The 22816-nt window shown below is 52.5% G+C and carries 14 protein-coding genes; 11 read left to right on the forward strand and 3 right to left on the reverse strand.

All coding sequences use genetic code 11. The features are described 5' to 3' along the window. The 7 genes from ABUL11_RS04450 to ABUL11_RS04480 form a co-directional block, all read left to right on the forward strand. A partial coding sequence (locus ABUL11_RS04450; protein ID WP_350282660.1) for an efflux RND transporter periplasmic adaptor subunit occupies nt 1–1141 on the forward strand: 1141 nt, incomplete at its 5' end. After that, nucleotides 1138–4275, forward strand: coding sequence for an efflux RND transporter permease subunit (locus ABUL11_RS04455; RefSeq protein ID WP_350282661.1), 3138 nt, complete (start codon nt 1138–1140; stop codon nt 4273–4275). The genes ABUL11_RS04450 and ABUL11_RS04455, both read left to right, overlap by 4 nt. After that, nucleotides 4272–7451 carry an efflux RND transporter permease subunit gene (locus ABUL11_RS04460; protein ID WP_350282662.1) on the forward strand — a complete coding sequence of 1060 codons (3180 nt, stop codon included), beginning with the start codon at nt 4272–4274 and terminating at the stop codon, nt 7449–7451. The genes ABUL11_RS04455 and ABUL11_RS04460 overlap by 4 nt, the downstream gene beginning before the upstream one ends. Nucleotides 7452–7466: 15 nt before the next feature. After that, a complete protein-coding gene (locus tag ABUL11_RS04465) occupies nt 7467–8927 on the forward strand; it encodes an efflux transporter outer membrane subunit (RefSeq protein WP_350282663.1) in 1461 nt (486 codons plus the stop codon). A 183-nt stretch (nt 8928–9110) separates the two neighbouring features. Next, on the forward strand, nt 9111–9650 hold the full coding sequence (locus tag ABUL11_RS04470) for a sigma-70 family RNA polymerase sigma factor (RefSeq protein WP_350282664.1): 540 nt from the start codon (nt 9111–9113) through the stop codon (nt 9648–9650). Further along, on the forward strand, nt 9647–10699 hold the full coding sequence (locus ABUL11_RS04475; protein ID WP_350282665.1) for a FecR domain-containing protein: 1053 nt from the start codon (nt 9647–9649) through the stop codon (nt 10697–10699). The genes ABUL11_RS04470 and ABUL11_RS04475 overlap by 4 nt, the downstream gene beginning before the upstream one ends. A gap of 280 nt (nt 10700–10979) precedes the next feature. After that, on the forward strand, nt 10980–13508 hold the full coding sequence (locus tag ABUL11_RS04480; protein ID WP_350282666.1) for a TonB-dependent siderophore receptor: 2529 nt from the start codon (nt 10980–10982) through the stop codon (nt 13506–13508). A gap of 231 nt (nt 13509–13739) precedes the next feature. Here ABUL11_RS04480 and ABUL11_RS04485 read toward each other — a convergent pair whose 3' ends face one another. Genes ABUL11_RS04485 through ABUL11_RS04495 form a run of 3 tightly spaced genes read right to left on the reverse strand, consistent with a single transcriptional unit; the run spans nt 13740 to nt 18939 of the window. Then, nucleotides 13740–15347 (reverse strand): peptide chain release factor 3, encoded by a 1608-nt coding sequence (locus ABUL11_RS04485; RefSeq protein WP_350282667.1) that lies wholly within the window; start codon nt 15345–15347, stop codon nt 13740–13742. Then, a complete protein-coding gene (locus ABUL11_RS04490; RefSeq protein ID WP_350282668.1) occupies nt 15344–17425 on the reverse strand; it encodes a dipeptide ABC transporter ATP-binding protein in 2082 nt (693 codons plus the stop codon). The genes ABUL11_RS04485 and ABUL11_RS04490 overlap by 4 nt, the downstream gene beginning before the upstream one ends. Next, nucleotides 17422–18939, reverse strand: coding sequence for an ABC transporter permease (locus ABUL11_RS04495; RefSeq protein WP_350282669.1), 1518 nt, complete (start codon nt 18937–18939; stop codon nt 17422–17424). Before ABUL11_RS04495 ends, ABUL11_RS04490 begins: the two co-directional genes overlap by 4 nt. Before the next feature lie 309 nt (nt 18940–19248). On the opposite strand from ABUL11_RS04495, the gene flgM reads away from it, so the two are divergent. The 4 genes from flgM (at nt 19249) to rsmG (ending at nt 22810) form a co-directional block, all read left to right on the forward strand. Further along, entirely contained in the window at nt 19249–19545 is a 297-nt protein-coding gene (gene flgM / locus ABUL11_RS04500) for a flagellar biosynthesis anti-sigma factor FlgM (RefSeq protein ID WP_350282670.1), read from the forward strand. 7 nt (nt 19546–19552) lie between these two features. Continuing rightward, nucleotides 19553–20014: a flagella synthesis protein FlgN gene (locus ABUL11_RS04505; protein WP_350282671.1), complete on the forward strand. Its 462-nt coding sequence runs from the start codon at nt 19553–19555 to the stop codon at nt 20012–20014. Between the two features lie 257 nt (nt 20015–20271). Beyond that, nucleotides 20272–22191 (forward strand): tRNA uridine-5-carboxymethylaminomethyl(34) synthesis enzyme MnmG, encoded by a 1920-nt coding sequence (mnmG, locus tag ABUL11_RS04510; RefSeq protein ID WP_350282672.1) that lies wholly within the window; start codon nt 20272–20274, stop codon nt 22189–22191. Next, the gene (gene rsmG / locus ABUL11_RS04515; RefSeq protein WP_350282673.1) at nt 22166–22810 is read left to right on the forward strand and encodes a 16S rRNA (guanine(527)-N(7))-methyltransferase RsmG; all 645 of its coding nucleotides are present in this window, start codon (nt 22166–22168) and stop codon (nt 22808–22810) included. Before mnmG ends, rsmG begins: the two co-directional genes overlap by 26 nt. Nucleotides 22811–22816: the final 6 nt, after the last annotated feature.

Raw genomic sequence — 22816 nt, forward strand, 5'->3', positions numbered from 1 at the left:
AGTTATCACTTTTATGGCCTACCGTTTGACAGATCGTAACGCCGGCGGCACACATGCCCGCCCCGCTGCAGCTGTTGGCACCGCATCCGCTATCCATACCGATATGCCCGTAATGGTAACGGCACTTGGTACAGTACAGCCTCTGGTTACGGCAACGGTTCGTCCGCAGCTTTCGGGTGTACTGTTCAAGCTGATGTTCCAGGAAGGCCAGATGGTACGGGTGGGACAAATGCTCGCACAGATAGATCCGCGTCCCTATCGGCTGGCGCTGGCTCAGGCCAAAGCCGATCTGGCACGTGATGAAGCTCAGCTTGCAGTCGCCAGGCTCGATCTCAAACGTTATGAAACATTGCTGAGTCAGGATTCCATCGCCAGTCAGCAGGTCGATACCCAGCGCGCGCTGGTTCGTCAGTTAACTGGAACCGTAGCGGCTGACCGGGCAGCCATCGGCACAGCCGAGCTCAATCTGGAATATACCGCGATCAAATCCCCCATTGATGGCCGAGTCGGTATCCGCCAGGTGGATATCGGCAATTATCTGACGCCATCCGATACCAATGGTATCGTCGTCATCACACAGCTCGATCCAATCGATGTCAGTTTTTTTCTGCCGCAAACCCAGCTTTCCATCATTGGTCACCAGGCCGATAGTGGCGCCGGTCTGCTGGTACAAGCGCTGGATCAGAATGACAGCAGGATACTGGCTGAAGGGCGCTTTCTGGCTTTCGATAATCAGGTGGATACAACAACGGGTACCGTGCGCGCCAAAGCACGTTTTGATAACGGCGACAACACGCTCTTCCCGGGCCAGTTTGTCAATATTTCCCTGCTTGTCACCACACTGCACGATGCTGTCACTGTACCCATCAGTGCCGTTCGGCACGGGGTGCCGGGAGATTTCGTCTTTGTCGTTCAGCCGGACGATACGGTCAGGTTGACTCCGGTAACGATTGGCCCGAGCGCTGACGGGCAGACTGCTATTACATCCGGTCTGACAGCCGGGGCAATCGTTGTGACCGATGGAGCAGACGGGCTTGAAGATGGTTCACCCGTTCGCCTGACGGAAAACAGGAGTCCGGATGACGGCAAATCGCATCAAGACGATCGCCATCAATCTGAATCCACAGATCAGCATTCATGAATAGCGATACAGAAGAAACAATTGCTTCACTTCCGGGTGGGCCGTCACGTCTTTTTATCTTTCGTCCGGTTGCGACCAGCCTGCTGATGATCACGCTGCTATTGGGCGGCCTCATCGCTTACCGTTTTCTTCCCTTGTCTTCCTTGCCGGAAGTCGATTTCCCGACAATTCAGGTCACCACCCTCTATCCAGGGGCCAGTCCGGATGTGATGGCGCTAACCGTCACCTCCCCGCTGGAAAGGCAGTTCGGGCAAATGCCCGGCCTCGTGCGTATGACTTCCACCTCTTCTTCCGGCGCATCGGTCATTACCCTGCAATTTCGTCTCGATCTTGCGCTCGACATAGCCGAACAGGAAGTGCAGGCAGCGATCAATGTAGCGAGTACACTGCTTCCGGCCGCACTTCCCACGCCGCCCGTTTATGCCAAGGTCAATCCCGCGGATGCGCCGATCCTGAGCCTTGGCATTACCTCGGATACCCGGCCACCGGGCGAAGTGCAAGGAATCATCGAGCGACAGTTTTCCAACAAGATCTCGCAAATATCCGGCGTTGGTCTGGTTTCCATGATGTCCGGACAAAGGCCGGCCATACGCATTCAGGCTAATATTGCTGCGCTGGCCGCACGAGGTTTGTCACTTGAGCGCTTGCGGACTGTAATCAATAATGCCAACGTGAATGCCGCCAAAGGCAACATCAATGGCGACAGCAGAAACTGGACGATTGATGTCAACGATCAGCTGACAGATGCTGACAGCTATCGCAACCTCGTCATTGGTTTTGCCAATGGTGCGCCCATCCGGTTAAGCGATGTCGCCAACGTAATCGAAGCAACCGAGAATGTTCGCCTGGCCGCCTGGATGAATGACACCCCGGCCGTCATTCTCGATGTACAACGGCAACCCGGTGCCAATGTCATCAGTACGGTGGATACGATCAAGACCGTTGTACGTGATCTCGAAGCACAGTTGCCCGCTGATGTCCATGTCACATTGCTGACTGATCGTACTGCCGGTATCCGTGCCTCAGTGGAAGATGTCCAGTTTGAACTGATTCTCGCTGTTTTTCTGGTCACGCTCGTTATTTTCCTGTTTCTGGGATCTGCACGTGCAACGGTCATTGCCAGTGTCGCCGTACCACTTTCCCTGATCGGCGCCTTTACCACAATGTATTTTCTCGATTTTTCCGTCAATAATCTGACGCTGATGGCGCTCACGATTGCTTCCGGTTTCGTGGTGGATGATGCCATCGTCGTGCTGGAGAATATCGCGCGCCATATCGAAAACGGGATGCGACCATTTGAGGCCGCGTTAAAGGGAGCCGGCGAAATCGGTTTTACCATCATTTCGCTGACCATCAGCCTGGTAGCCGTGTTGATCCCGTTGCTTTTCATGGAAGATGTCGTCGGTCGCCTGTTTCGTGAATTTGCCATCACACTGGCAGTAACCATCCTGCTGTCAGCAGTGATTGCACTGACACTGGTGCCTATGCTGTCTGCCCGCTGGCTGCATTCACACGAGGAAGAACGCGGACACTATATCGTGGAGTTGACACATCGGTGGTTCGATTGGCTATCAAAGCATTACATCACAGCGCTCGATCGGGTCATGGCGCACCGTACGCTGACGTTACTGGTGTTTGCCGCCACGCTGATCATTACCATATTGTTGTACCTGTTCGTTCCTAAAAACCTGTTCCCGGAACAGGATACAGGGCAAATCGCCGTCACCACTTCTGCCAGACAGGATATTGGTTTTCAGCGCATGGCGGAACTGCAACAACAGGTGGCTCGCGCGTTATTAACCGAACCCGCCGTCGCCAGCCTCAGTTCCTCGATTGGTGTGGATGGACAAAATCCCGCGCTTTCCCAGGGGCGCATGCTCGTCAATCTCAAACCACATGGGGAGCGTGCCGGCCTGCCATCGGTACTGCTCAATCTTGAACGGGCAACCGCCAATATCGCTGGCGTGCAGGTCCATTTCCGCCCCGTACAGGATTTGACCATCGACACCTCTACCGGGATAAATGCCTATCGGTTTTCCCTGCAGGGCGCGGATGAAAATCAGGTAACACAGTGGGGAGAAAAACTGGTGACAGCGCTCAACAAAGATCCGCTCGTGCGTAATATTACTTCCAGCCTGTTTTCAGGCGGTCGTTCCGTCACTGTTGATATCAATCGTGATACTGCCAGCCGCTTGGGTCTCAGTGTGCTTACCATCGATAATGCACTGTATGATGCGTTCGGACAGCGAATCATTTCCACCATCTATACCCAGTCGAGTCAGAATCGTGTCATATTGGAAGCAATGTCCGGATTCATTACCGATCCGCAAGCGCTGGGCAGGCTGCAGATTCCACTGCCTGACGGAACCAATATCCCTTTGTCCACACTCGCAACGATTCACACCGGCGCAGTACCACTGGTCATCTCACGGGAAGACCAGTTTCCGGCAGCGACCATTGGTTTTGATCCGGCACCGGGTGTTTCACTGGAAGACGCAGTAAAGGCCATCGAGCGAACGGAACAAGCGATCGGCATACCCATCAGTCTGACTACCCGCTTCTCTGGAGCAGCCAGTGCATTCAAATCCTCGCTCGGTAATACATTGTGGCTGATTCTGGCGGCTATCGGTGTGGTCTATATCGTGCTGGGTGTCCTCTATGAGAGTTTTATTCACCCGATTACGATTTTGTCCACCCTGCCGCCGGCAGGAATCGGCGCGCTGTTGGGATTGTGGCTGACAGGATCGGGACTGGGCGTTATCGGCATCATCGGTATCGTATTGCTGATCGGGATTGTGAAAAAAAACGCAATCATGATGATCGATTTTGCACTCGATGCCATGCGCTACGACCAGGCCGACAGCCATCATGCCATCCGCCAGGCCGCATTGCTGCGTTTTCGTCCGATCATGATGACCACCTTTGCCGCCCTGTTTGCCGCATTGCCACTGATCTTCGGCGGTGGTACCGGGCATGAGCTACGCCAGCCATTGGGTATTGCAATTGGGGGAGGACTGCTGCTGAGCCAGATACTGACCTTATTCACTACCCCGGTTATTTTTCTCGTACTGGAAGACTGGAAAGAACGCAGACAACAGCTGAATCGCGTACCCATCCAGGATGATGCTTCGTGAATATCTCCGCGCCCTTTATTCGCCGCCCGGTAGGCACCATTCTGCTCACGATCGGTTTGATGCTGGCCGGAATCAGTACATTTTTCAAGCTGCCGGTAGCAGCGCTGCCACAGGTTGATTTTCCAACGATCATGGTAGAGGCCAATCTTCCCGGTGCCAGCCCCTCTACCATGGCATCGAGTGTGGCCTCTCCCCTGGAACGTCGTCTTGGTCTTATCGCCGGGGTAAGCGAAATGACTTCCAATTCCACTACCGGTTCGACCCGAATCACACTGCAGTTCGATCTGTCTCGCGATATTGACGGTGCGGCGCGCGATGTTCAGGCAGCAATCAATGCTTCGCGCGCTGATCTGCCCGCCACACTCAAAACCAACCCCAATTACCGTAAATTCAACCCGGCTGAATCACCGATCCTGATTCTTGTTCTTAGCTCTCCAACGCGCAACCCATCCGAAATCTATGATCAGGTTTCAACCATCGTTCAGCAAAGGTTGCTGCAGGTACAGGGGGTGGGTAATGTCGAACTGGGTGGCGCTGCCTTACCCTCAGTGCGGGTGGAAGTCAATCCGCTGGCGCTTTCCCGTTATGGTATTGCGCTGGAAGATGTGCGTACTGCCCTTCAGTCAGAAAGCGCCAATCGTCCGCGTGGAACGGTAGATTCCGGTAATCAGAGCTGGCAGATTTATTTGAATAAACCCGGGCTACAGGCTGCCGACTATCGCGATATCGTTATTGCCTGGCGCAATGGCGCTGCGGTACGTTTGTCCGATGTAGCTGAGGTTATCGATGGCCCGGAAGATATCTACACCATGGGTTTGTATAACGGCAGCAAGGCGATACCCGTTCTGATCAGACGTCAACCAGGTGCCAATATTGTTCAGGTGGTGGATGCACTCAAAGCTCAGATTCCCGCCCTGCGCGCCACTATGCCTCCCGATATCCATCTGGATATTGTCTCGGATCGCACCCTTACCATCCGCTCATCGCTGCATGAAGTGGAAATAACATTACTGATTGCCACGCTCCTCGTGATACTGGTAGTCAGCCTGTTCCTGAGAAGCTGGCGCGCCACGCTGATTCCGGCAGCAGCTGTGATCACTTCACTGCTTGGCACCTTTGCGGTGATGTACCTTGCCGGTTTCTCACTTGATAACCTGTCATTAATGGCACTCACGATCGCCACCGGTTTTGTCGTGGATGATGCGATTGTGGTAGTAGAAAACATCAGTCGTCATATCGAAAAGGGCGTGGCACCTTTCCAGGCTGCCCTGATAGGCGCACGTGAAGTTGGTTTCACCGTCCTTTCCATTTCACTCAGCCTGATTGCTGTATTTGTTCCACTCATTTTTATGGGAGGGCTGGTGGGACGGTTATTCAGGGAATTCTCGCTCACCATGACCGTGGCAGTCGTCATCAGCCTGATCATTTCGCTTACTACCACACCCATGTTGGCTGCACGCTGCCTTGGCAAAGAGGCCGATCAGGGAAAAATCATGCGCCTGGCACAACGCGGCTTCGATCGGATGCAAGCCTGGTATGAGCGTGTTCTCGACTGGGCGCTCGCACACCGCAAGACAGTGCTGATGCTGCTGGCAGGCGCAGTAGTACTCAACGTTTATCTCATTATCATCGCACCCAAGGGGTTTTTTCCGGGGCAGGATACGGGCGGTATTATGGGAGGCGTACGTGTTGATCAAAGTATCTCTTTCGACAAACTTCAGGACAAACTGACCCGGGTCGCTAATATTGTCAAAGATGATCCGGCGGTGTCGGCTGTCATTGCCGTCTCGGGAGGAGGACGCCCGGGTGGCGGTTTTCTTTATGTAACACTCAAGCCCAGATCGCAGCGCCCCCCGGCACCAATCGTCATTGCCCGTCTTCGCCCCAAACTGAGGCAGGTCGAGGGTATTAGTGTTTTCCTCAACCCGACCCAGGATTTACGGGTGGGGGGACGTCAGACTACCAGCACCTATCAGTATGTCCTGAAGGCAGGTGATTCCGAGATCCTGAGAACCGCCGGGCAGAAACTGGTGGATGCACTGAAACAGCATAGCGATACGCTGGTCGATGTCGATATCGACCAACTGGATGCGGGCGCTAATGTTTTCGTGGAAGTAAACCGGGATACCGCCACCCGCCTGGGGATTTCGATGCAAGCCGTTGATGCGGCTTTATACAATGCTTTTGGACAACGTCAGGTTGCCAGCATCTATTCGGGCCTTAACCAGTACTATATCGTCATGCAAGTTCCGAGCCAGTTCAGCAACTCCCCGGAAGCGCTTGACAATATCTACCTGCCGGTAACAGCAACCGGTGAAGAGGCAACCTTCGCCAGTACAGGCGGCACGGCCAGTGGTGGCTCGGCTACTGCCCTCGGCAGTGCAGTCAGTACAACGGCCAAAACCATGATTCCGCTTTCTGCTTTTGCCCGCTGGTCGACCGGTTCGGCCAGTACATCCGTCAGCCATTCTGATGGCGAACCCTCAGCCACGCTTTCTTTCAATCTCCCCCCCGGAAAATCACTGGGATTAGCAGCCAGTAAGATCGAAGAAGTCCGGGCCAGCCTGGCCCTGCCCACCACCGTACATGGAGAATTCAGCGGAACCGCCAGGGTTTTTGAGGAAACGACGGCCAGTATGCCGCTCCTGATTCTGGCCGCATTAGTGACGATTTATATCGTGTTGGGCATATTGTACGAAAGCCTGATCCACCCGCTTACTACCCTCTCCACGCTACCCTCAGCCGGGGTTGGCGCCATGATTGCGCTGATGGTAACGGGTGGGCAGTTCGACATCATTGCCCTCATCGGGATTATTTTGCTTATCGGAATTGTAAAAAAGAATGCAATCCTGATTATCGACTTTGCACTGGAGGCGGAACGCAGCGGGCTGAGCCCACTGGCGGCTGTGCGAGAAGCCTCTCTGCTGCGGTTCCGCCCGATTCTGATGACTACGCTGGCAGCGGCGCTGGGTGCATTGCCACTCGCTCTTGGTTTCGGCGATGGTTCAGAACTGCGCCGACCACTGGGTATCGCCATTTTTGGCGGGCTTGTTGCCAGCCAGATTCTGACATTGCTGACTACCCCGGTCGTCTATCTGGCACTTGATCGCTTTCGTCGGCGCGGGACGTACGAGCGACATCTCACACGACACAGTGATACGTCCGCACCTTTTTAAATGATGAGTATCTTCATGAAACCCGTTCTGTTGTTATTTGTTCTGTTTCTGGCCGGTTGTAACCTGGCACCGAAATATCACACACCCGCCATTACCCTCCCGATGAACTATAAGGAAGCACCCGGGTGGGCGGCGGCAGAACCGTCCGATGCAGTCGCGCGCGGGGAATGGTGGATACTTTTCAATGATCCCATCCTCAATGAGCTGGAATCCAAAGTAATTATCACGAATCAGAATGTTGCCTCCTTTCGTGCTGCTTATCAGGCCGCGCGCGCGCTCGTCATCACGCAACGGGCTGCACTTTTCCCCCTGATCAGCCTGACTGGCAGCCGCTCCCGCTCCATTCCTTTTACCGGCCAATCCGACAGCTCATTCGTTTCAGGCGCGGGTGGTGCACTCTCCGCTTCATCCAATTATATGTTTGGCATTGGCGCAAGCTGGGAACCGGATCTCTGGGGAAAACTGAGCAATGCCGTATCGCAGGCAGAAGCGGGTGAAGCAGCCAGTGAAGGGGATCTGATCAACGCTGCCCTGTCTGCACAGGGAGAACTGGCCGCCAATTATATTCAGCTGCGCGGGATTGATGCTCAGCGAGTATTGCTTGACCGGATTATTGAGGATTATCAACGCGCGCTGGTTATTGCTTCCAATAAATATGAGGTCGGCACGGTAGCACGTTCAGATGTCTTTCAGGCACAAACCTCACTGAGCAACGCACTTGCCTTACGACAGGATCTTGATCGCCAGCGCGCAGTGCTGGAACATGCGATCGCTGTATTGACTGGAGAAAATCCCTCAACCTTTACTTTGGCCCCTGAAACCTGGCAGCCAGTTGTACCGGATGTACCGGTAACACTACCGGCAACACTTCTGCAACGCCGCCCTGACATCGCTGCCGCCGAGCGCCGAGTAGCTGCCGCCAATGCCAGTATAGGCATTCAACGTGCAGCCTATTTTCCGCAAATCACACTCACAGCAGGCGTGAGAACAACCACCAGCGTAATGGATCAGCTTTTCAAGGCTTCCACCAGCCTTTGGTCTTTTGGTTTAAGTGGTGTTGAAACCTTATTGGATTTTGGTGCACGCCGGGGGCAAGTGCTTCAGGCAAAAGCGCTTTTTGATCAAGCCGTTGCCCTTTACCGACAGACCGTACTCAGCGCTTTCCAACAGGTTGAGGATAATCTGGCTGCAACACGCGTGCTTGCTGATGTCACACACAGCCAGACTGAAGCAGCGAATGCTGCTGCCCATGCCCAGACCATCATCAACAACCAGTACCTGAGCGGAATGGTTGATTATTCGCAGGTAATTATTGCGCAGACCACGGCATTAAACGCTCAGCAAGCGCAAATCCAGGCGGTAATCAATCAACAGGCAGCGGCCGTTGCGCTGATTCAAGCCATAGGGGGGCATTGGTCACCTATATTGGATATTGATAAGAAACCGCTACATAACAACCTGGGCGACCTGTTTTAGCAGTAAGAACTTCCAGCCAGGCTCAGAGGATTCATTCATTGAGATTTGCCAGTGTATCCTGAAATTAATAGATCCTGAGCCTGGAAATTTTTACACCCGGCGCATTAACAAAATCAGTCTTGCAAATCGGGTACCTTACCCTATAAAATAAGAATAGTTCTCATTTTTATTTTGTGTCCGCATATGTGCCTGACCAATGACGAGGAGAGCGCTGTGCCGGCCACGGATCTTGCAGTGCAAAGGGCTCATGTTTTATATACCGATCATCACGGCTGGCTATATAACTGGTTACGCCACAAACTGGGCAATGCCTGCGATGCGGCAGATATTGCGCAAGATACCTTCATGCGTATACTTACCCGACAGCAACCTGTGCATCTGAATGAGCCGCGTGCTTATCTCTCTACTATTGCGCATGGTCTGGTCATCGATCACTGGCGCCGGCGTGAGCTGGAGCGGGCCTGGCTGGAAACGCTGGCATCATTGCCGGAGCCTGAAGCACCTGCACCCGAGACGCGGCTGATCTTTCTGGAGGCACTGATCGAGATCGACAGATTGCTCGATTCGCTCAAGCCGCGCGTGCGTACTGCCTTCCTGCTGGCCCAGCTCGATGGGTTGACCTGCCCGCAAATTGCCGAGCACCTGGGGGTATCGCTCTCCACAGTGGAACGCTACATCACCAAAGCGCTGCACAGTTGCTACACGCTGCGTTTCGAACCATGACCGACGGGGTTTCTCCACAGGAAGGTACTGCGCAAGCAACGGAAGCATCGCATCACGGCGCGGATCGGCTTCCCGAATCTGTCGTTGATGCTGCCATCTCCTGGGCAGTCCGGCTCGACTACAACACGCCTACTGTTGCACAGCAACAGGCATTCGAATGCTGGTTGCAGGCTGATCCTTTGCATGGTCTTGCCTGGCAGCGTGTGCATTCCCTGAAAGGATTCCAGTCTGATCTGGGCGAGCTGCCACCCGGGTTGGCGCATGACACATTACAAACCGCACAACGTCATCGTGAACATAGCGGTCTGAGCCGCCGCAACGTCATCAAGCTGCTGTCACTGGCCGGCGTCGCTCTGAGTACGGGCTGGGTGATACGTGAAAATACGCCGTGGCAGCGCCTGCTGGCCGATGCCAGCACGGCTACCGGTGAGCAGAAAACACTGCAGCTGGACGATGGCAGCGTCATCGTACTCAACACCGACAGTGCCGTCAGTACTGATCTGGCCGGGCTACGCCGTCTCATCGTGCTGTGGCGCGGGGAAATTCTCGTTACGACCGGGGCCGATACCGGTACTGCAACGAAACGTCCATTCTGGGTGCATACCCCCTTCGGCCGGATACAGGCGCTGGGTACGCGTTTCGTGGTTCGCCTGGAAGCGGATCGCACCCGTATCAGTGTGCAGGAAGGCGCCGTGGAACTGCATCCGGTGAATGGGGGGGGTCCTGTCATCGTGCAGCCCGGCGAGAGTCGCTGGCTGGCTGAGGAAGGTACCCTGCCGGCGGATCTGCAAGGCTTTGAAGCGGACAGCTGGCAAAAAGGCGTCATCGCCGGCAGAAACATCCGTCTGCAGGACTTGCTGAGCGAGCTGTCACGTTACCGGCCCGGTTACATCACCTGCGACCCAGATGTAGCCGATCTGCATCTGTCCGGCCTTTTTCATGTGAAGGAAACCGACCGGACATTGCAATTCCTCACGCAGATCCAGCCGATAAGTATTACCTACCGTACCCGATTCTGGGTTTCAGTAGGGCCGCGGCATTCTCATTAACAGGAAGAAAAACAGGAAACGAAACACGGGAAAAGAAGCTAAGGACCGCTGAGTCATTTCGTCATCACGAGGAACGCGGTGACGTGGTGATCCAGAACTTATTGATTTTAAATAACCTGGATTGCTTCCTGCTTCATTACATTCGCAGTCGCAATGACATTTATTGATTTAATCTGCGTTTCCCTAAGAAAAAATTTTCAGAAAAAATGAAGGGTTTTTGATCCTTGTTCGGCTTAACAGGTAGGAAGACCATTAATAACTTATCTTGCCGAGACTGAAAATGACCCTGAGCCGTTTACCTTTCCCTGGTGTGGAGCACCGGGACCGATTCATCCAACTGTTTTCCTGTTTACAGTACAAGTTGCTGACTATTGCGCTGCAGGGCATACTGTTGAGCTTGTTTGTCGGCACAACAGTACCGCTGTTACACGCTGCTGCGGTAGAGATGGCCGCGGCACGCCCGGCTGCTGATGAGATCCACACCTTTAATGTGCCTGCCGGCCTGCTAGATGCAGCGCTGGATCATTTCGCGCATACCGCTGGCGTCAATCTTTACTATGATGTTGCGCTGCTTGATGGCCGGCAATCCAAAGGATTATCCGGTAACTATAGTATTGGTGTGGCATTGAGCTTGCTGCTGGCCGGCAGCGGTGTCGAAGCTGCTCCCCAGCCAGGTGGCGGCTATTCACTGCGCAAAGTATCTACTGCCGGGAATTCATCCAGCGAGGCGGTGGTGCTGCCGTTGATGACGGTGAGTGCTACGGTTGCTTCGGTAGATAACAGTGCTGATCAAGGTTATCGCAGCGATCACGTGCCGGTGCTGGGGCCGTGGGAAGGTCGCGCACTGAAGGATACGCCCTATTCAGTTAGTTTCATCCCGAAGCAGCTGATTGAAACCGTCATTGCGGGAGACATGGATCAGATCTACAAGATGAACCCGATCGTCCAAAATTCAGCTCCTTCAACCGTTTATGGAACGCCCTATGCTGCTATTCGTGGCTTCCACTCGCAAAGCGGCGTCATGGACGGCCTCAGATTGTCTTCTACCTCAACCGGTATTGCGATGGAGGAGCTAGAGCGAGTCGAAATCATGAACGGCTTGTCGGGCTTCATGTACGGCGTTGGTAATCCAGGTGGCGTAACAAATTATATTCTCAAGCGACCGACCTACGAACGCACTATCGCACTCAGAGCAGGTAACTACGGTAACAAACAGTGGTTCGGTCATATCGATCTCGGCAACAGGATCGATAGCGACGGTATATTCGCCTATCGTCTGAATATATCGCACCAAAATGGCGAGACATCAAAGAAAGATCAGAACGTTCAGAGAACACTAGTTAGTGGCGCATTGGACTGGAACATCAATCCCAACTTTCTAGTTCAGGTTGAGGCAGCGCGCACCTACTATCGAGTTGATGGCATCGATTCGCGCTTCTATGCTTATTCGGACAGCTCCTTCGGCGCACTCGACTATTGGATCGCACCTCTTAAAAATAACAAAACCTATACGCCATCCTGGACTTTCCTGGAGACAAAGACCAACCGCATTGGCACGAATGTGAAGTTTGCCATCAACGATATCTTCAGCTTCCGAGGCGCCTATCTATACAAGCGAGATGTCCAGGAATCAATCAATCTTTATCCTGCATTTTTCGCCGATTCCGGCTTCGCGAACGGCTGGCCGTCGCGAAGTGCGCCCTCCTATAACATCGCTCAAGGTGCCTATGCCTATCTTGACAGCGTGTTCAGTACCATCGGTATCGGGCATAAGCTGACAGTGGGTTTTTCCGGTGACACCCTGCGTGTCAGGAGGCACGTCACAAACTTCATCAGCGCCACGAATTCCCCTTCCTATACTGATCCATACGACCTTATGACTTGGGCCATGCCGTCGGCGTTTAACGATCAGGATTGGGGCAGAACCCATAAGTCGAGCGATTCCAGGAACTACAACATTATTGTTGGTGACGATATCCAGTTCACAGATAGCTTGAGTGCATTGATCGGTTTTAATCGCAGCCAGATTGTGACGAAGAACTACGACAGTGCCGGTGAAGTTACGGCCAGCTATGACAAAGCGGTTATCACACCAACAGTATCTTTACTTTTCAAGCCGATCGAAACAGTGACAACCTATGCGAGCTATATAGAGGGGCTGGAAAAGGGATCAATTATTCCAAATGATCCGCTGTTGTACAACGAGCCTGGAAAGATTCTGAAACCATTCATATCAAAGCAATATGAAGTGGGTACGAAATATGCTCCTACGGATAACTTTCTGATCACCGGTGCCCTCTATCGGATCGAAAAGGCAAATTCCTATGAGGAAATCGGATCCGATGGGAAACGCACCATCAACCAGGATGGCCTCGAAATCCACCAGGGTATCGAATTGACTGCCACCGGACAGGTTACGAAAAACCTGACCTTGATCGTCGGCGGCACGTTGATGGATCTGAGCACAGAAAAGATCACGAATGCCGCGTTCCAGGGCAAGAAACCAACAGGCGTTGCCAGCACGCTGGCCAAGATCTATGCTCAATATGCGCTGCCTGGTGTGTCTGGCCTGTCACTGAGCGGGGGCGCGTTCTATTCGGGCAGTATGTACAAGGATGCGGCCAATTTACAGAAAATTGACGGATACGTCGTTTTCGATATCGGTTTGCACTATCGGACCAGAATCGCGCGGCACCCTGTGAGTTTCAATCTTAATGTCGCCAATTTGACTGACAAGAGCTATTGGGCAACATCCTATTCCCTCGGTATTCCCCGCAATATCGCGTTCTCGGTGCGGACTGAGTTATGAAGTCATTGGAAATAAAGTGGCGAGACAATCAAGAAGTAATACTTCCAGCAGTCAATGGTACAGCTACACGCCTGAGTCAGATTGCTGCTGGGCAGCTGCTTTTTATCGTCTGTTTGTAGTGGGGTAGCATAAATGGTTGGAAGGTGATAATCAGCCTAAAAGTTTTTGCGATGGACTTATTGTATGCCCCATACAAGCAGCTATCTGTAATTTCATTACCCATTCTCAAAATCAGCCGGCTGTCTGAAACATCAGGCCGGCATGTTCCCGCATTTTATGGAAGCGGATGCCCGGCCAGTTTTCTTCAGCTACACTGATTTCAGCAGAGAATGAAGCCAGAAAAGTAGGTGCATCCACCGCATCGTAGGCGATACGGTGGGCATTGGCATCGATGAAACGCTGAAGTTCCTGCGGCGTTTCGGCAGTCACCCATCGTGCCAGTTGATATTTAGCCGGAGCAATGCGTGCCTCGACGCCGTATTCATGTTTGAGACGGTGGGTGACGACTTCAAACTGCAATACACCGACCGCACCCAGCAGCAGCATGTTGCCGATGTGCGGACGGAATACCTGGATGGCACCTTCCTCACCTAACTGTGCCAACCCCAGTTTGAGCTGCTTGCTGCGTAACGGGTCAGCGATTTCGACCGTTTGAAAAATCTCCGGTGCAAAAAAGGGCAGTCCGGTAAATTGCAGATGATCTCCTTCGGTCAGGGTATCGGCCAATTGCAGTGTTCCGTGGTTGGGGATGCCGATGATATCGCCCGCGTAGGCTGTTTCCAGCAGTTCACGCCGTTGTGAAAGGAAGGAAACGACCGTACTGGTACGTACATCCTTACCACTGCGAACTACCTTGAGATTCATTCCTCGCTTGAATTCACCTGAGCAAATCCGCACGAAAGCAATGCGATCCCGGTGGGCGGGGTTCATGTTGGCCTGAATCTTGAAAACCACACCGGAAAATTTCTTTTCGGCGGGCTGAATTTCGCGCTGGATGGCTTTGCGTGATCCTGGCGGTGGCGCCAGTTCAACCAGTGTATCGAGCACTTCCTGTACGCCGAAATTATTGATGGCAGAGCCGAAAAATACCGGTGTCTGCTGCCCGGCAAGAAATGCTGTCTGATCGAATGCCGGTGCTGCGCCGGTAATCAGCTCGATTTCCTGGCGGGCCTGTTCGAGATTTGCGCCGAAACGTTCTGAAATTGCCGGATCTTCCAAGTTGGTAATGATGGCTGTCTCTTCCTGTTCGACACGATCCATGCCGGCGCGAAAGACACGCATCAGTTTGTGGCGCAGATCATATACGCCATGAAAACGCTTGCCTGAACCCACCGGCCAGGTGAACGGAATTACGTCCATGCCGAGTGTATGTTCGATTTCGTCGATCAGATCGAGTGGCTCGCGTACTTCCCGATCCAGTTTATTGACGAAGGTAATGATCGGGGTATTGCGGGCACGGCATACCTGCAGCAGGCGCAAGGTTTGTGATTCCACACCGTTGGCTGCATCGATGACCATGAGTGCGGCATCGACGGCGGTCAGTACCCGGTAAGTATCTTCGGAAAAATCCTGGTGGCCGGGGGTATCCAGCAAATTGATCACACAATCGCGGTACTCCATCTGCATGACCGAGCTGGCAACGGAAATGCCGCGCTGCTTTTCGATTTCCATCCAGTCGGAAGTGGCATGACGGCTGGCTTTACGTGCTTTGACACTTCCTGCGATATGAATGGCACCGGCAAACAGCAGTAGTTTTTCCGTGAGTGTGGTTTTACCGGCATCCGGGTGAGAAATAATGGCAAACGTCCGACGACGCTTCACTTCATGGTCGATCGTCATTGAAGATCCTGAGGCTCCTGAGAAACTGAATGATAAAGATGACAATAAGTAGTGTGGCTGGCGCTGAACCGGCTGACAGCCGGATAAACTTCCCGACAGATTGGCATGACGTGCGGGCAGCGCGGATGAAAATGACAACCTGGCGGCACATTGGCGGGTGAAGGAGGTTCTCCGTGTAACCGGATGATCTCACGCTGACTTCCGGGTTCATAGGTCGGTACTGCGGACAACAATGCCTGAGTGTACGGATGTTTAGGATCATCCAGCACTTCTTCAGTACGCCCGCTTTCCACGATCCTCCCCAGATACATGACCGCGACTTCATCCGCCAGATAATCCACGACGGCTATATTATGGGTGATCAGCAAATAGGCAAGTCTGCGCTCCTGTTGCAGTGTTTTCAGCAGATTGAGTATCTGTGCCTGTACCGAAACATCCAGTGCACTGGTTGGTTCATCGCAGATCAACAGTTGTGGATCAACTGCCAGTGCGCGTGCGATAGCAATCCGCTGGCGCTGGCCGCCGGAAAACTCATGCGGGTAGCGCCATTTGGCTTCTGCCGGTAAACCTACCTGCATCAGCAAAGTATCGACATCGTGCTGATTTTTTTCACTGGCGGCGATTTTATCCGAATTCCGGCCAAGCGCCCGTATTCCTTCTTCGATGATTTCGACGATACGCATGCGCGGATTGAGCGACGAATAAGGATCCTGAAAAATGATCTGGAATGCAGAGCGTTTTTGCAGCAGTTGTTTACGATCCAGATCGCGTAATTCCTTATCTTGCAGGCGAACACTGCCCGATGTCACCGGGATGAGCTGCATGATTCCTTTACCTACTGTGGTTTTGCCACAACCGGATTCTCCCACCAGTGCCAGCGTTCTGCCGCCGTCAATTTGCAGTGATACGCCGTCTACCGCTTTGACATGGCCTGCTACCCGTTTGAATAATCCTTTATGCACCGGGAAATGTATTTTCAGATCATCCACACGTAAAAGTGGTTTGCTCTGAGTCGAATCAGAGGTAGGGCTGCTGAGCAGAACATCATCCGGTGCGGATCGGGCTGTCCCGGATAACGATTGAAGCCGGGATTGAGGCGACCGTTCCGTGGAATCGTCCGAATAAAGATGGCAGCGGACATGATGCTGTGGTGCGGTTTCCACCCACGGTGGAATGATCTGATGACATTTTTCCCATGCCCGGTCACAACGATCAGCAAAACGGCAGCCGATAAATACTTTTGAAAGAGCCGGAACATTTCCCGGGATGACAATCAGTCCCTGATCGCGTTTCTTTCTTGTCGGCAGTGCCGCAAACAGCTTGTGTGAATAAGGATGTGCCGGTGACTGGAAAAAATGTTCTTGATCTGCCATTTCAACGATTTGGCCTGCGTACATCACAGCAACGCGATGTGCCATTTCTGCTACTACACCCAGATCATGGGTGATCAGAAGAACAGCCATGTTCTCCTGCTGCTGCAAGTCACGCATGAGGTCGAGCACCTGGGCCTGAATCGTCACATCCAGTGCAGTCGTGGGTTCATCTGCGATGAGGAGTTCCGGTTTGCCTGCCAGTGCCATCGCGATCATGACACGTTGTTTCATGCCGCCTGAGAACTGGAACGGATACTCTGCCATACGTCGGGCGGGATCAGGAATGCCTACTTGACGCATAAGTTCCAGAATGCGTGTCTGTAACGCCGCGCCACGTAAACCGGAGTGTTGCAGTAAAACTTCTCCGATCTGTGCACCGGTGGTCATCACCGGATTCAGGCTGAGCATCGGTTCCTGAAAAATCATGCCGATACGATTACCGCGTACTTTACGCATGGCGGATTCCGGCAAGCTCAGCAGTTCATCTCCATTCAACCGGACACTGCCGTGCACGATTTCTCCAGCATCAGGCAGCAGGCGCATGATCGAGAGGGCTGTAATGGATTTTCCGCTGCCGGATTCTCCCAGCAGCGCGAATGTTTCACCCGGGTGGATGGCAAGTGACAGCCCGTCCACAGCACGCACCGGTTGCCGGCCGGTATGCAGCAGCACCCGGAGATCCGTTACTTCGAGTAGCGCTGTCATGTACGGGAGGTGTTCCTGTCTGCAGGCAATGTTCCGGTCGATTCTGCCATGACCTTTTCTTCAGTCTGATTGTTGAGCAATCTGCTTGGATCACTGACTAATGTCCGGCTGCGCGGGTCAAATGCGTTCTGTACCGCATCGGAAAAAAGATTGGCGCTCAGTACCAGGGCAAACATGAAGGTGAAGGCTGCAAACAATGTCCACCAGATCATGGGTTCACGTGCCATTTCCAATCTGGAAGCATTGATCATCGTTCCAAAACTGATGGTTGAGGGATCCACCCCTACGCCCACATAGGAAAGTACTGCCTCGGCCAGCACCAGGCTGCTGAAATCCATGACGGTGGTAATCAGGACGATATGGACGACGTTCGGTAAAATATGGCGGCTAAGAATACGCCAATGGGACACACCGAACGCGTGTGCTGCCTGGATATATTCCATCTCGCGCAGTTTCAGGGTTTCTCCGCGCAGCAGTCTGCACAATCCTGTCCAGCTGGTAATGCCGAGGATAATGCAAAGAAACAGCAGGCGCAGGTCGGCACGCGCGGCAGCGGTATCGAGCATATCAGCATGTGTTTCGATATAGACCTGCATCATCAGCACCGCTGCGGCAATCAGCAATACACTGGGGATGGAGCTGAGCGTGGTGTAAATATACTGGATGACATCATCAATCCAGCCGCGAAAATATCCAGCAGCAATTCCTAACAGCAAGGCAAACGGCAGCATAATCAGCGTCGTTATCGTTCCGATGACAAGGCCGGTTCGAATGCTTTTGAGAGACAGATACAATACATCTTGGCCAACCTTGTCTGTTCCCAACACGTGATAGTGCATCGCCAGCGCCACGATCGCGCCACAAGCAGCCAGAATAATCGCCAGCGTCACCAGGATGGCGCGCCAGGGAATTTCAGTGGCACCGCGCCATATCTCTGTTTGCATACGAAAAAACGAAATCCGGTATTGCCGTGCTTTTATACCGCCCAAACCGGCGACCATTCCGATCCAGATTAGTAATCCCACGCCGGCACCGGAAGCGGATCGCCATAAGATATCCCCGACCAGCTCTGTTTCCGGGTGATGCAAATGTGCGCCACCATACACCAGACGGGCAAAGTCCCTTACCTGATTTCCATCAGGCGTTGTGATCGTTTCTTTCGCATAAAGATGGGCCGACAGCGGCGCAGAATAGGTTTTTTCCGTTTGCAAACGCAGCGGCGCGGCCAGCAGATCAAGCAGACTCAATACTTCTGCACTGTATAGCTGTTTTCCATCACTACTACGCACGGATTGTTCTAGAACCGGGCGAAAATGAACCGTATCGAGCAATCCGATCAGAATGAAACACAGCAGGATGGTCAGTGCCGACATTCCACTGGCGCTATGTGTAACCTTGCGCCACGATGCCAGCACATGCACATGTCGTCTGGCAAAAATACCGAAAGTGATACTGGCTGCCAGCAGCAGATAAATCAGCGCATCTGTCCAGAGTATGACGGGATCGAAAGACATCATGGTGAGAGTGAAATTCAAACGATAACAGGCGCTATTGTAGTGCAATAACAACCGGTGACATCAATCAGGATGGAAGGACGGAGTGATATACCGTGGTTTTCCAGAAACCCAGGTAACAGCAGCGACAGGTTTTTCAATGTTAAAGTCGATGATGGCCTAGCCGTTTACTTGTGAACCTGTCGCCCGATTGAACACGATGTCAGCAGAAATACTGGAACATATTCCGGTGCTAATTAAAGTTTTGTGATCAGAGGTCGTTAGACGAGCATAATATACACGGATGTTCATTTTAGAAGGAATTCGATCGTGAAAATAAATCAGATACCTCCAGGACGCACAGAGACCGTTGCTGGCGGTGCACAAAAAAAAATGGACAGAGCAAATAGTGCTAAGCCGGGTGCGGTCGGCGAAAGCGATAATGTCCATATCAGTTCACTTTCGATGAGTATCCAGTCGTCGGATGCGAGTAGTGAGACAATAAATACCGCAAAGGTGGCTGAAATCAAGCAGGCAATCAGTGAGGGGCATTTCAAGGTCAATCCGGAAGTGGTTGCAGATCGCCTGCTGGAAACCGTGAAAGAATTGATTCAGAACAAACGATAGAGCCAAAATGAACAGCATACAGACGAACACCCCGGATCAGGATTCACTGGAACATATTCTCCAGCTTGAACTGGATAACATTCGTTTGTTTCTGGAGCTTCTCGAACATGAGCGAGATCTGCTCGCTGCAGGAAATCTGGATGATCTGGCTTTGCTGATTGCTGACAAGGATCGGCTGATCGATCAGTTCTCAAGGCTGGATATGCGCCGTAACCGTTTTCTGCATGCTGCCGGCTTGCCTGAAGGTACACAAGGTATGAATGCCTGGATGTCTGTCAGCAATGAAACATCAGCAGTTGCTCACGACTGGGAAGAGTTGCTCGGTCTCGCTGATCTGGCAAAACAGCTCAATCAAACCAATGCAGTCATTACTTCCAGCTGGCTGCAATATACACGCCGGACATTGAATGCCTTGCACAGCGCTGCAGGGCATCCTCCACTTTATAACACCAAAGGCCAAACGATCTGACGATCCATTCGTTTCCGCTTGAAAGATGTTTCACGTGAAACATTTTTCAGTGGAGGCTGTGTTCTGATAATGCCATGATCTTGTAAAAGGATCACAGTTAGACAGGATTTATGGCGTTTCTGTATTTGTTCAATGGTGTATTTGTGCCAGTCTGATCAAATTCATATAAAATACTTTCGGTTTTTAGAGCAAATCTTCTTCAACCTGATCGCCTGTGTTTGTCCAGGTAGCGCTGGTAAATCAGCAGTCTGATATTTATGTATTTCTCGAAAGATTTTGACATCATCGTCGTGGGTGGCGGGCATGCCGGAACAGAAGCTGCGCTTGCTGCTGCACGTATGGGCCAAAAAACACTGCTTCTGACACAAAATCTGGACACATTGGGGCAGATGTCGTGCAACCCATCGATCGGAGGAATTGGCAAAGGCCACCTGGTCAAAGAAATCGATGCGCTGGGTGGTGCCATGGCTGCAGCAACTGATGAAGCTGGTATTCAGTTCCGAATACTCAATTCAAGCAAAGGTCCGGCCGTGCGCGCAACCCGTGCACAGGCGGATCGAGTGCTTTATCGTCAGGCCATTCGCAAGCGATTGGAAGCCCAATCCAATTTACTGATATTGCAGTCAACGGTCGATGATCTGCTGCTGGATGGTGACAAAATTACGGGTGTTGTCACGCATCTCGGCATTACTTTTTCTGCGCGCGCTGTGGTATTGACGGTGGGTACATTTCTGGGTGGCGTGGCGCATGTTGGTCATCAGAATTTTCAGGCCGGGCGAGCAGGTGATCCCGCATCGATCAGGCTTGCTCATCGTCTGCGCGAAATGAATCTGTCGGTCGGAAGGCTTAAAACCGGTACACCGCCACGTATTGATGCACGCACCATCGATTTCCAGAGGGTGCGCGAACAGCCGGGAGATGAGCCGGTGCCGGTCTTTTCGTTTCTGGGTAATATCGGGCAACATCCCCGGCAGATATCATGCTGGATGACTCGTACCAATGAGAGGACACACGAAATCATTCGAGCAGGCCTGGATCGTTCTCCGTTGTATACCGGAAAAATAGAAGGTATCGGACCGCGTTACTGTCCGTCGATCGAAGATAAGGTAGTGCGTTTCTCTGAGAGAGAGGCGCATACGATTTTCCTGGAACCGGAAGGATTGGAAACCAGCGAAATTTATCCGAATGGAATTTCGACCAGTCTTCCTTTCGATGTGCAGGTCGAGCTGGTTCGCTCCATCGCAGGGCTGGAAAATGCACATATCACCCGACCAGGTTATGCAATCGAATATGATTATTTCGATCCGCGTGCGCTCAAAAAATCTCTCGAAACCAAAGTGATCGACGGGTTGTTTTTTGCAGGCCAGATCAATGGCACCACCGGTTATGAGGAAGCCGCTGCTCAGGGTTTGCTTGCCGGGCTGAATGCCAGCCTCAAAATAAAGGAACAGGAACCCTGGTGTCCGAGTCGTGACGAGGCTTATATTGGTGTGTTGGTCGATGATCTGGTTACCCGTGGCGTTACGGAGCCTTACCGGATGTTTACCAGTCGAGCGGAATTTCGTTTGCAATTACGAGAAGATAATGCTGACATGCGGTTGACCGAAACCGGCCATCGGCTGGGTCTTGTAAGCGAAGAACGCTGGCAGGCTTTTGCTGCCAAGCGTGAAGCCATAGAAACGGAGAAAACGAGACTGCGTAATACCTGGATTTCTCCTGGCACTTTGAGTAAATTGCAGACGTCTGATCAGCCAGCCGACGATCGTTCATATTCGCTGTATGATCTGTTGCGGCGTCCCGAAATTCGTTATGTAGATCTGGTGTCGCTATCCGATAGAGGGCAGTCTGTGATTGATAGACAGGTTGCTCAGCAGGTGGAAATCGATGTCAAATACGAAGGTTACATAGAACGACAGAGACAGGAAGTCATCCGCCATGCGCAGCACGAAGCCATGATTCTGCCAAAAGATATGGATTACCGTACTGTACGGGGACTTTCCAACGAAGTGACACAGAAACTTAATGAGCATCAGCCGGAAACGATAGGCCAGGCAGCGCGTATTTCCGGTATTACACCGGCAGCTATATCTTTACTGCTGGTACATTTGAAGCGTGGTATGGCGCGGCAGGCAGTCAAACGGGAAGAAATGCATGAATCTGGAAAAACAGTTGCTTGACGGTCTGGAAGCAATTCCAGAATTATCTGCGGACATAGGGCCCTTGAGCAGCCGGTTATTGCGCTACATCGAACTCATCGCGAAATGGAACAGCACCCATAATCTGACTTCGGTCAGAAATCCTGAATCGATGATTACTCGCCACATGCTGGACAGTCTGGTGATTTTGCCGCATGTCAGTGGACCAGCTATCGTCGATGTCGGCAGCGGTGCTGGCTTTCCTGGTATTCCGGTGGCGCTGGCACGTCCCGAATGGCAGGTAACCCTGGTGGAAAGTAATCAGAAAAAAGCCGCTTTTCTGCTGCAAGCCGTGCTCGAACTGGGTTTGCCAAATATCTCGGTCAAACAGGGACGAGTGGAGAAAATAAAGCTGGAAAGCAAAGTGGATACCGTCGTTTCACGTGCATTTTCCAGTCTCGAACGTTTCATGAGCCTGTCGAAACATCTGTGTGAAAATAATGCCGATCACTGTCGCTTCATTGCTATGAAGGGGGAATTCCCGGACATGGAGCTGATGCAGTTATCTCCGGAATTTGTCGTTGAGAAGATTGTTGCAGTTACCGTGCACGGGCTGAAAGCTAAGCGACATCTGGTTATGATCCGATACCAGCCCGGATAATGATTG

It is taken from the genome of Nitrosomonas sp. (assembly GCF_040256045.1).
Taxonomy (GTDB): Bacteria; Pseudomonadota; Gammaproteobacteria; order Burkholderiales; family Nitrosomonadaceae; genus Nitrosomonas.

Excerpts from the sequence above, each read along its gene's own strand:
- ABUL11_RS04455 (WP_350282661.1), top strand. The coding sequence starts at position 1,138 with ATGAATAGCGATACAGAAGAAACAATTGCTTCACTTCCGGGTGGGCCG.
- ABUL11_RS04485 (WP_350282667.1), bottom strand. The coding sequence starts at position 15,347 with ATGACGATCGACCATGAAGTGAAGCGTCGTCGGACGTTTGCCATTATT.
- mnmG (WP_350282672.1), top strand. The coding sequence starts at position 20,272 with ATGTATTTCTCGAAAGATTTTGACATCATCGTCGTGGGTGGCGGGCAT.
- ABUL11_RS04470 (WP_350282664.1), top strand. The coding sequence starts at position 9,111 with ATGTGCCTGACCAATGACGAGGAGAGCGCTGTGCCGGCCACGGATCTT.
- ABUL11_RS04495 (WP_350282669.1), bottom strand. The coding sequence starts at position 18,939 with ATGTCTTTCGATCCCGTCATACTCTGGACAGATGCGCTGATTTATCTG.
- ABUL11_RS04490 (WP_350282668.1), bottom strand. The coding sequence starts at position 17,425 with ATGACAGCGCTACTCGAAGTAACGGATCTCCGGGTGCTGCTGCATACC.
- ABUL11_RS04480 (WP_350282666.1), top strand. The coding sequence starts at position 10,980 with ATGACCCTGAGCCGTTTACCTTTCCCTGGTGTGGAGCACCGGGACCGA.
- ABUL11_RS04505 (WP_350282671.1), top strand. The coding sequence starts at position 19,553 with ATGAACAGCATACAGACGAACACCCCGGATCAGGATTCACTGGAACAT.
- rsmG (WP_350282673.1), top strand. The coding sequence starts at position 22,166 with ATGAATCTGGAAAAACAGTTGCTTGACGGTCTGGAAGCAATTCCAGAA.
- ABUL11_RS04475 (WP_350282665.1), top strand. The coding sequence starts at position 9,647 with ATGACCGACGGGGTTTCTCCACAGGAAGGTACTGCGCAAGCAACGGAA.
- ABUL11_RS04465 (WP_350282663.1), top strand. The coding sequence starts at position 7,467 with ATGAAACCCGTTCTGTTGTTATTTGTTCTGTTTCTGGCCGGTTGTAAC.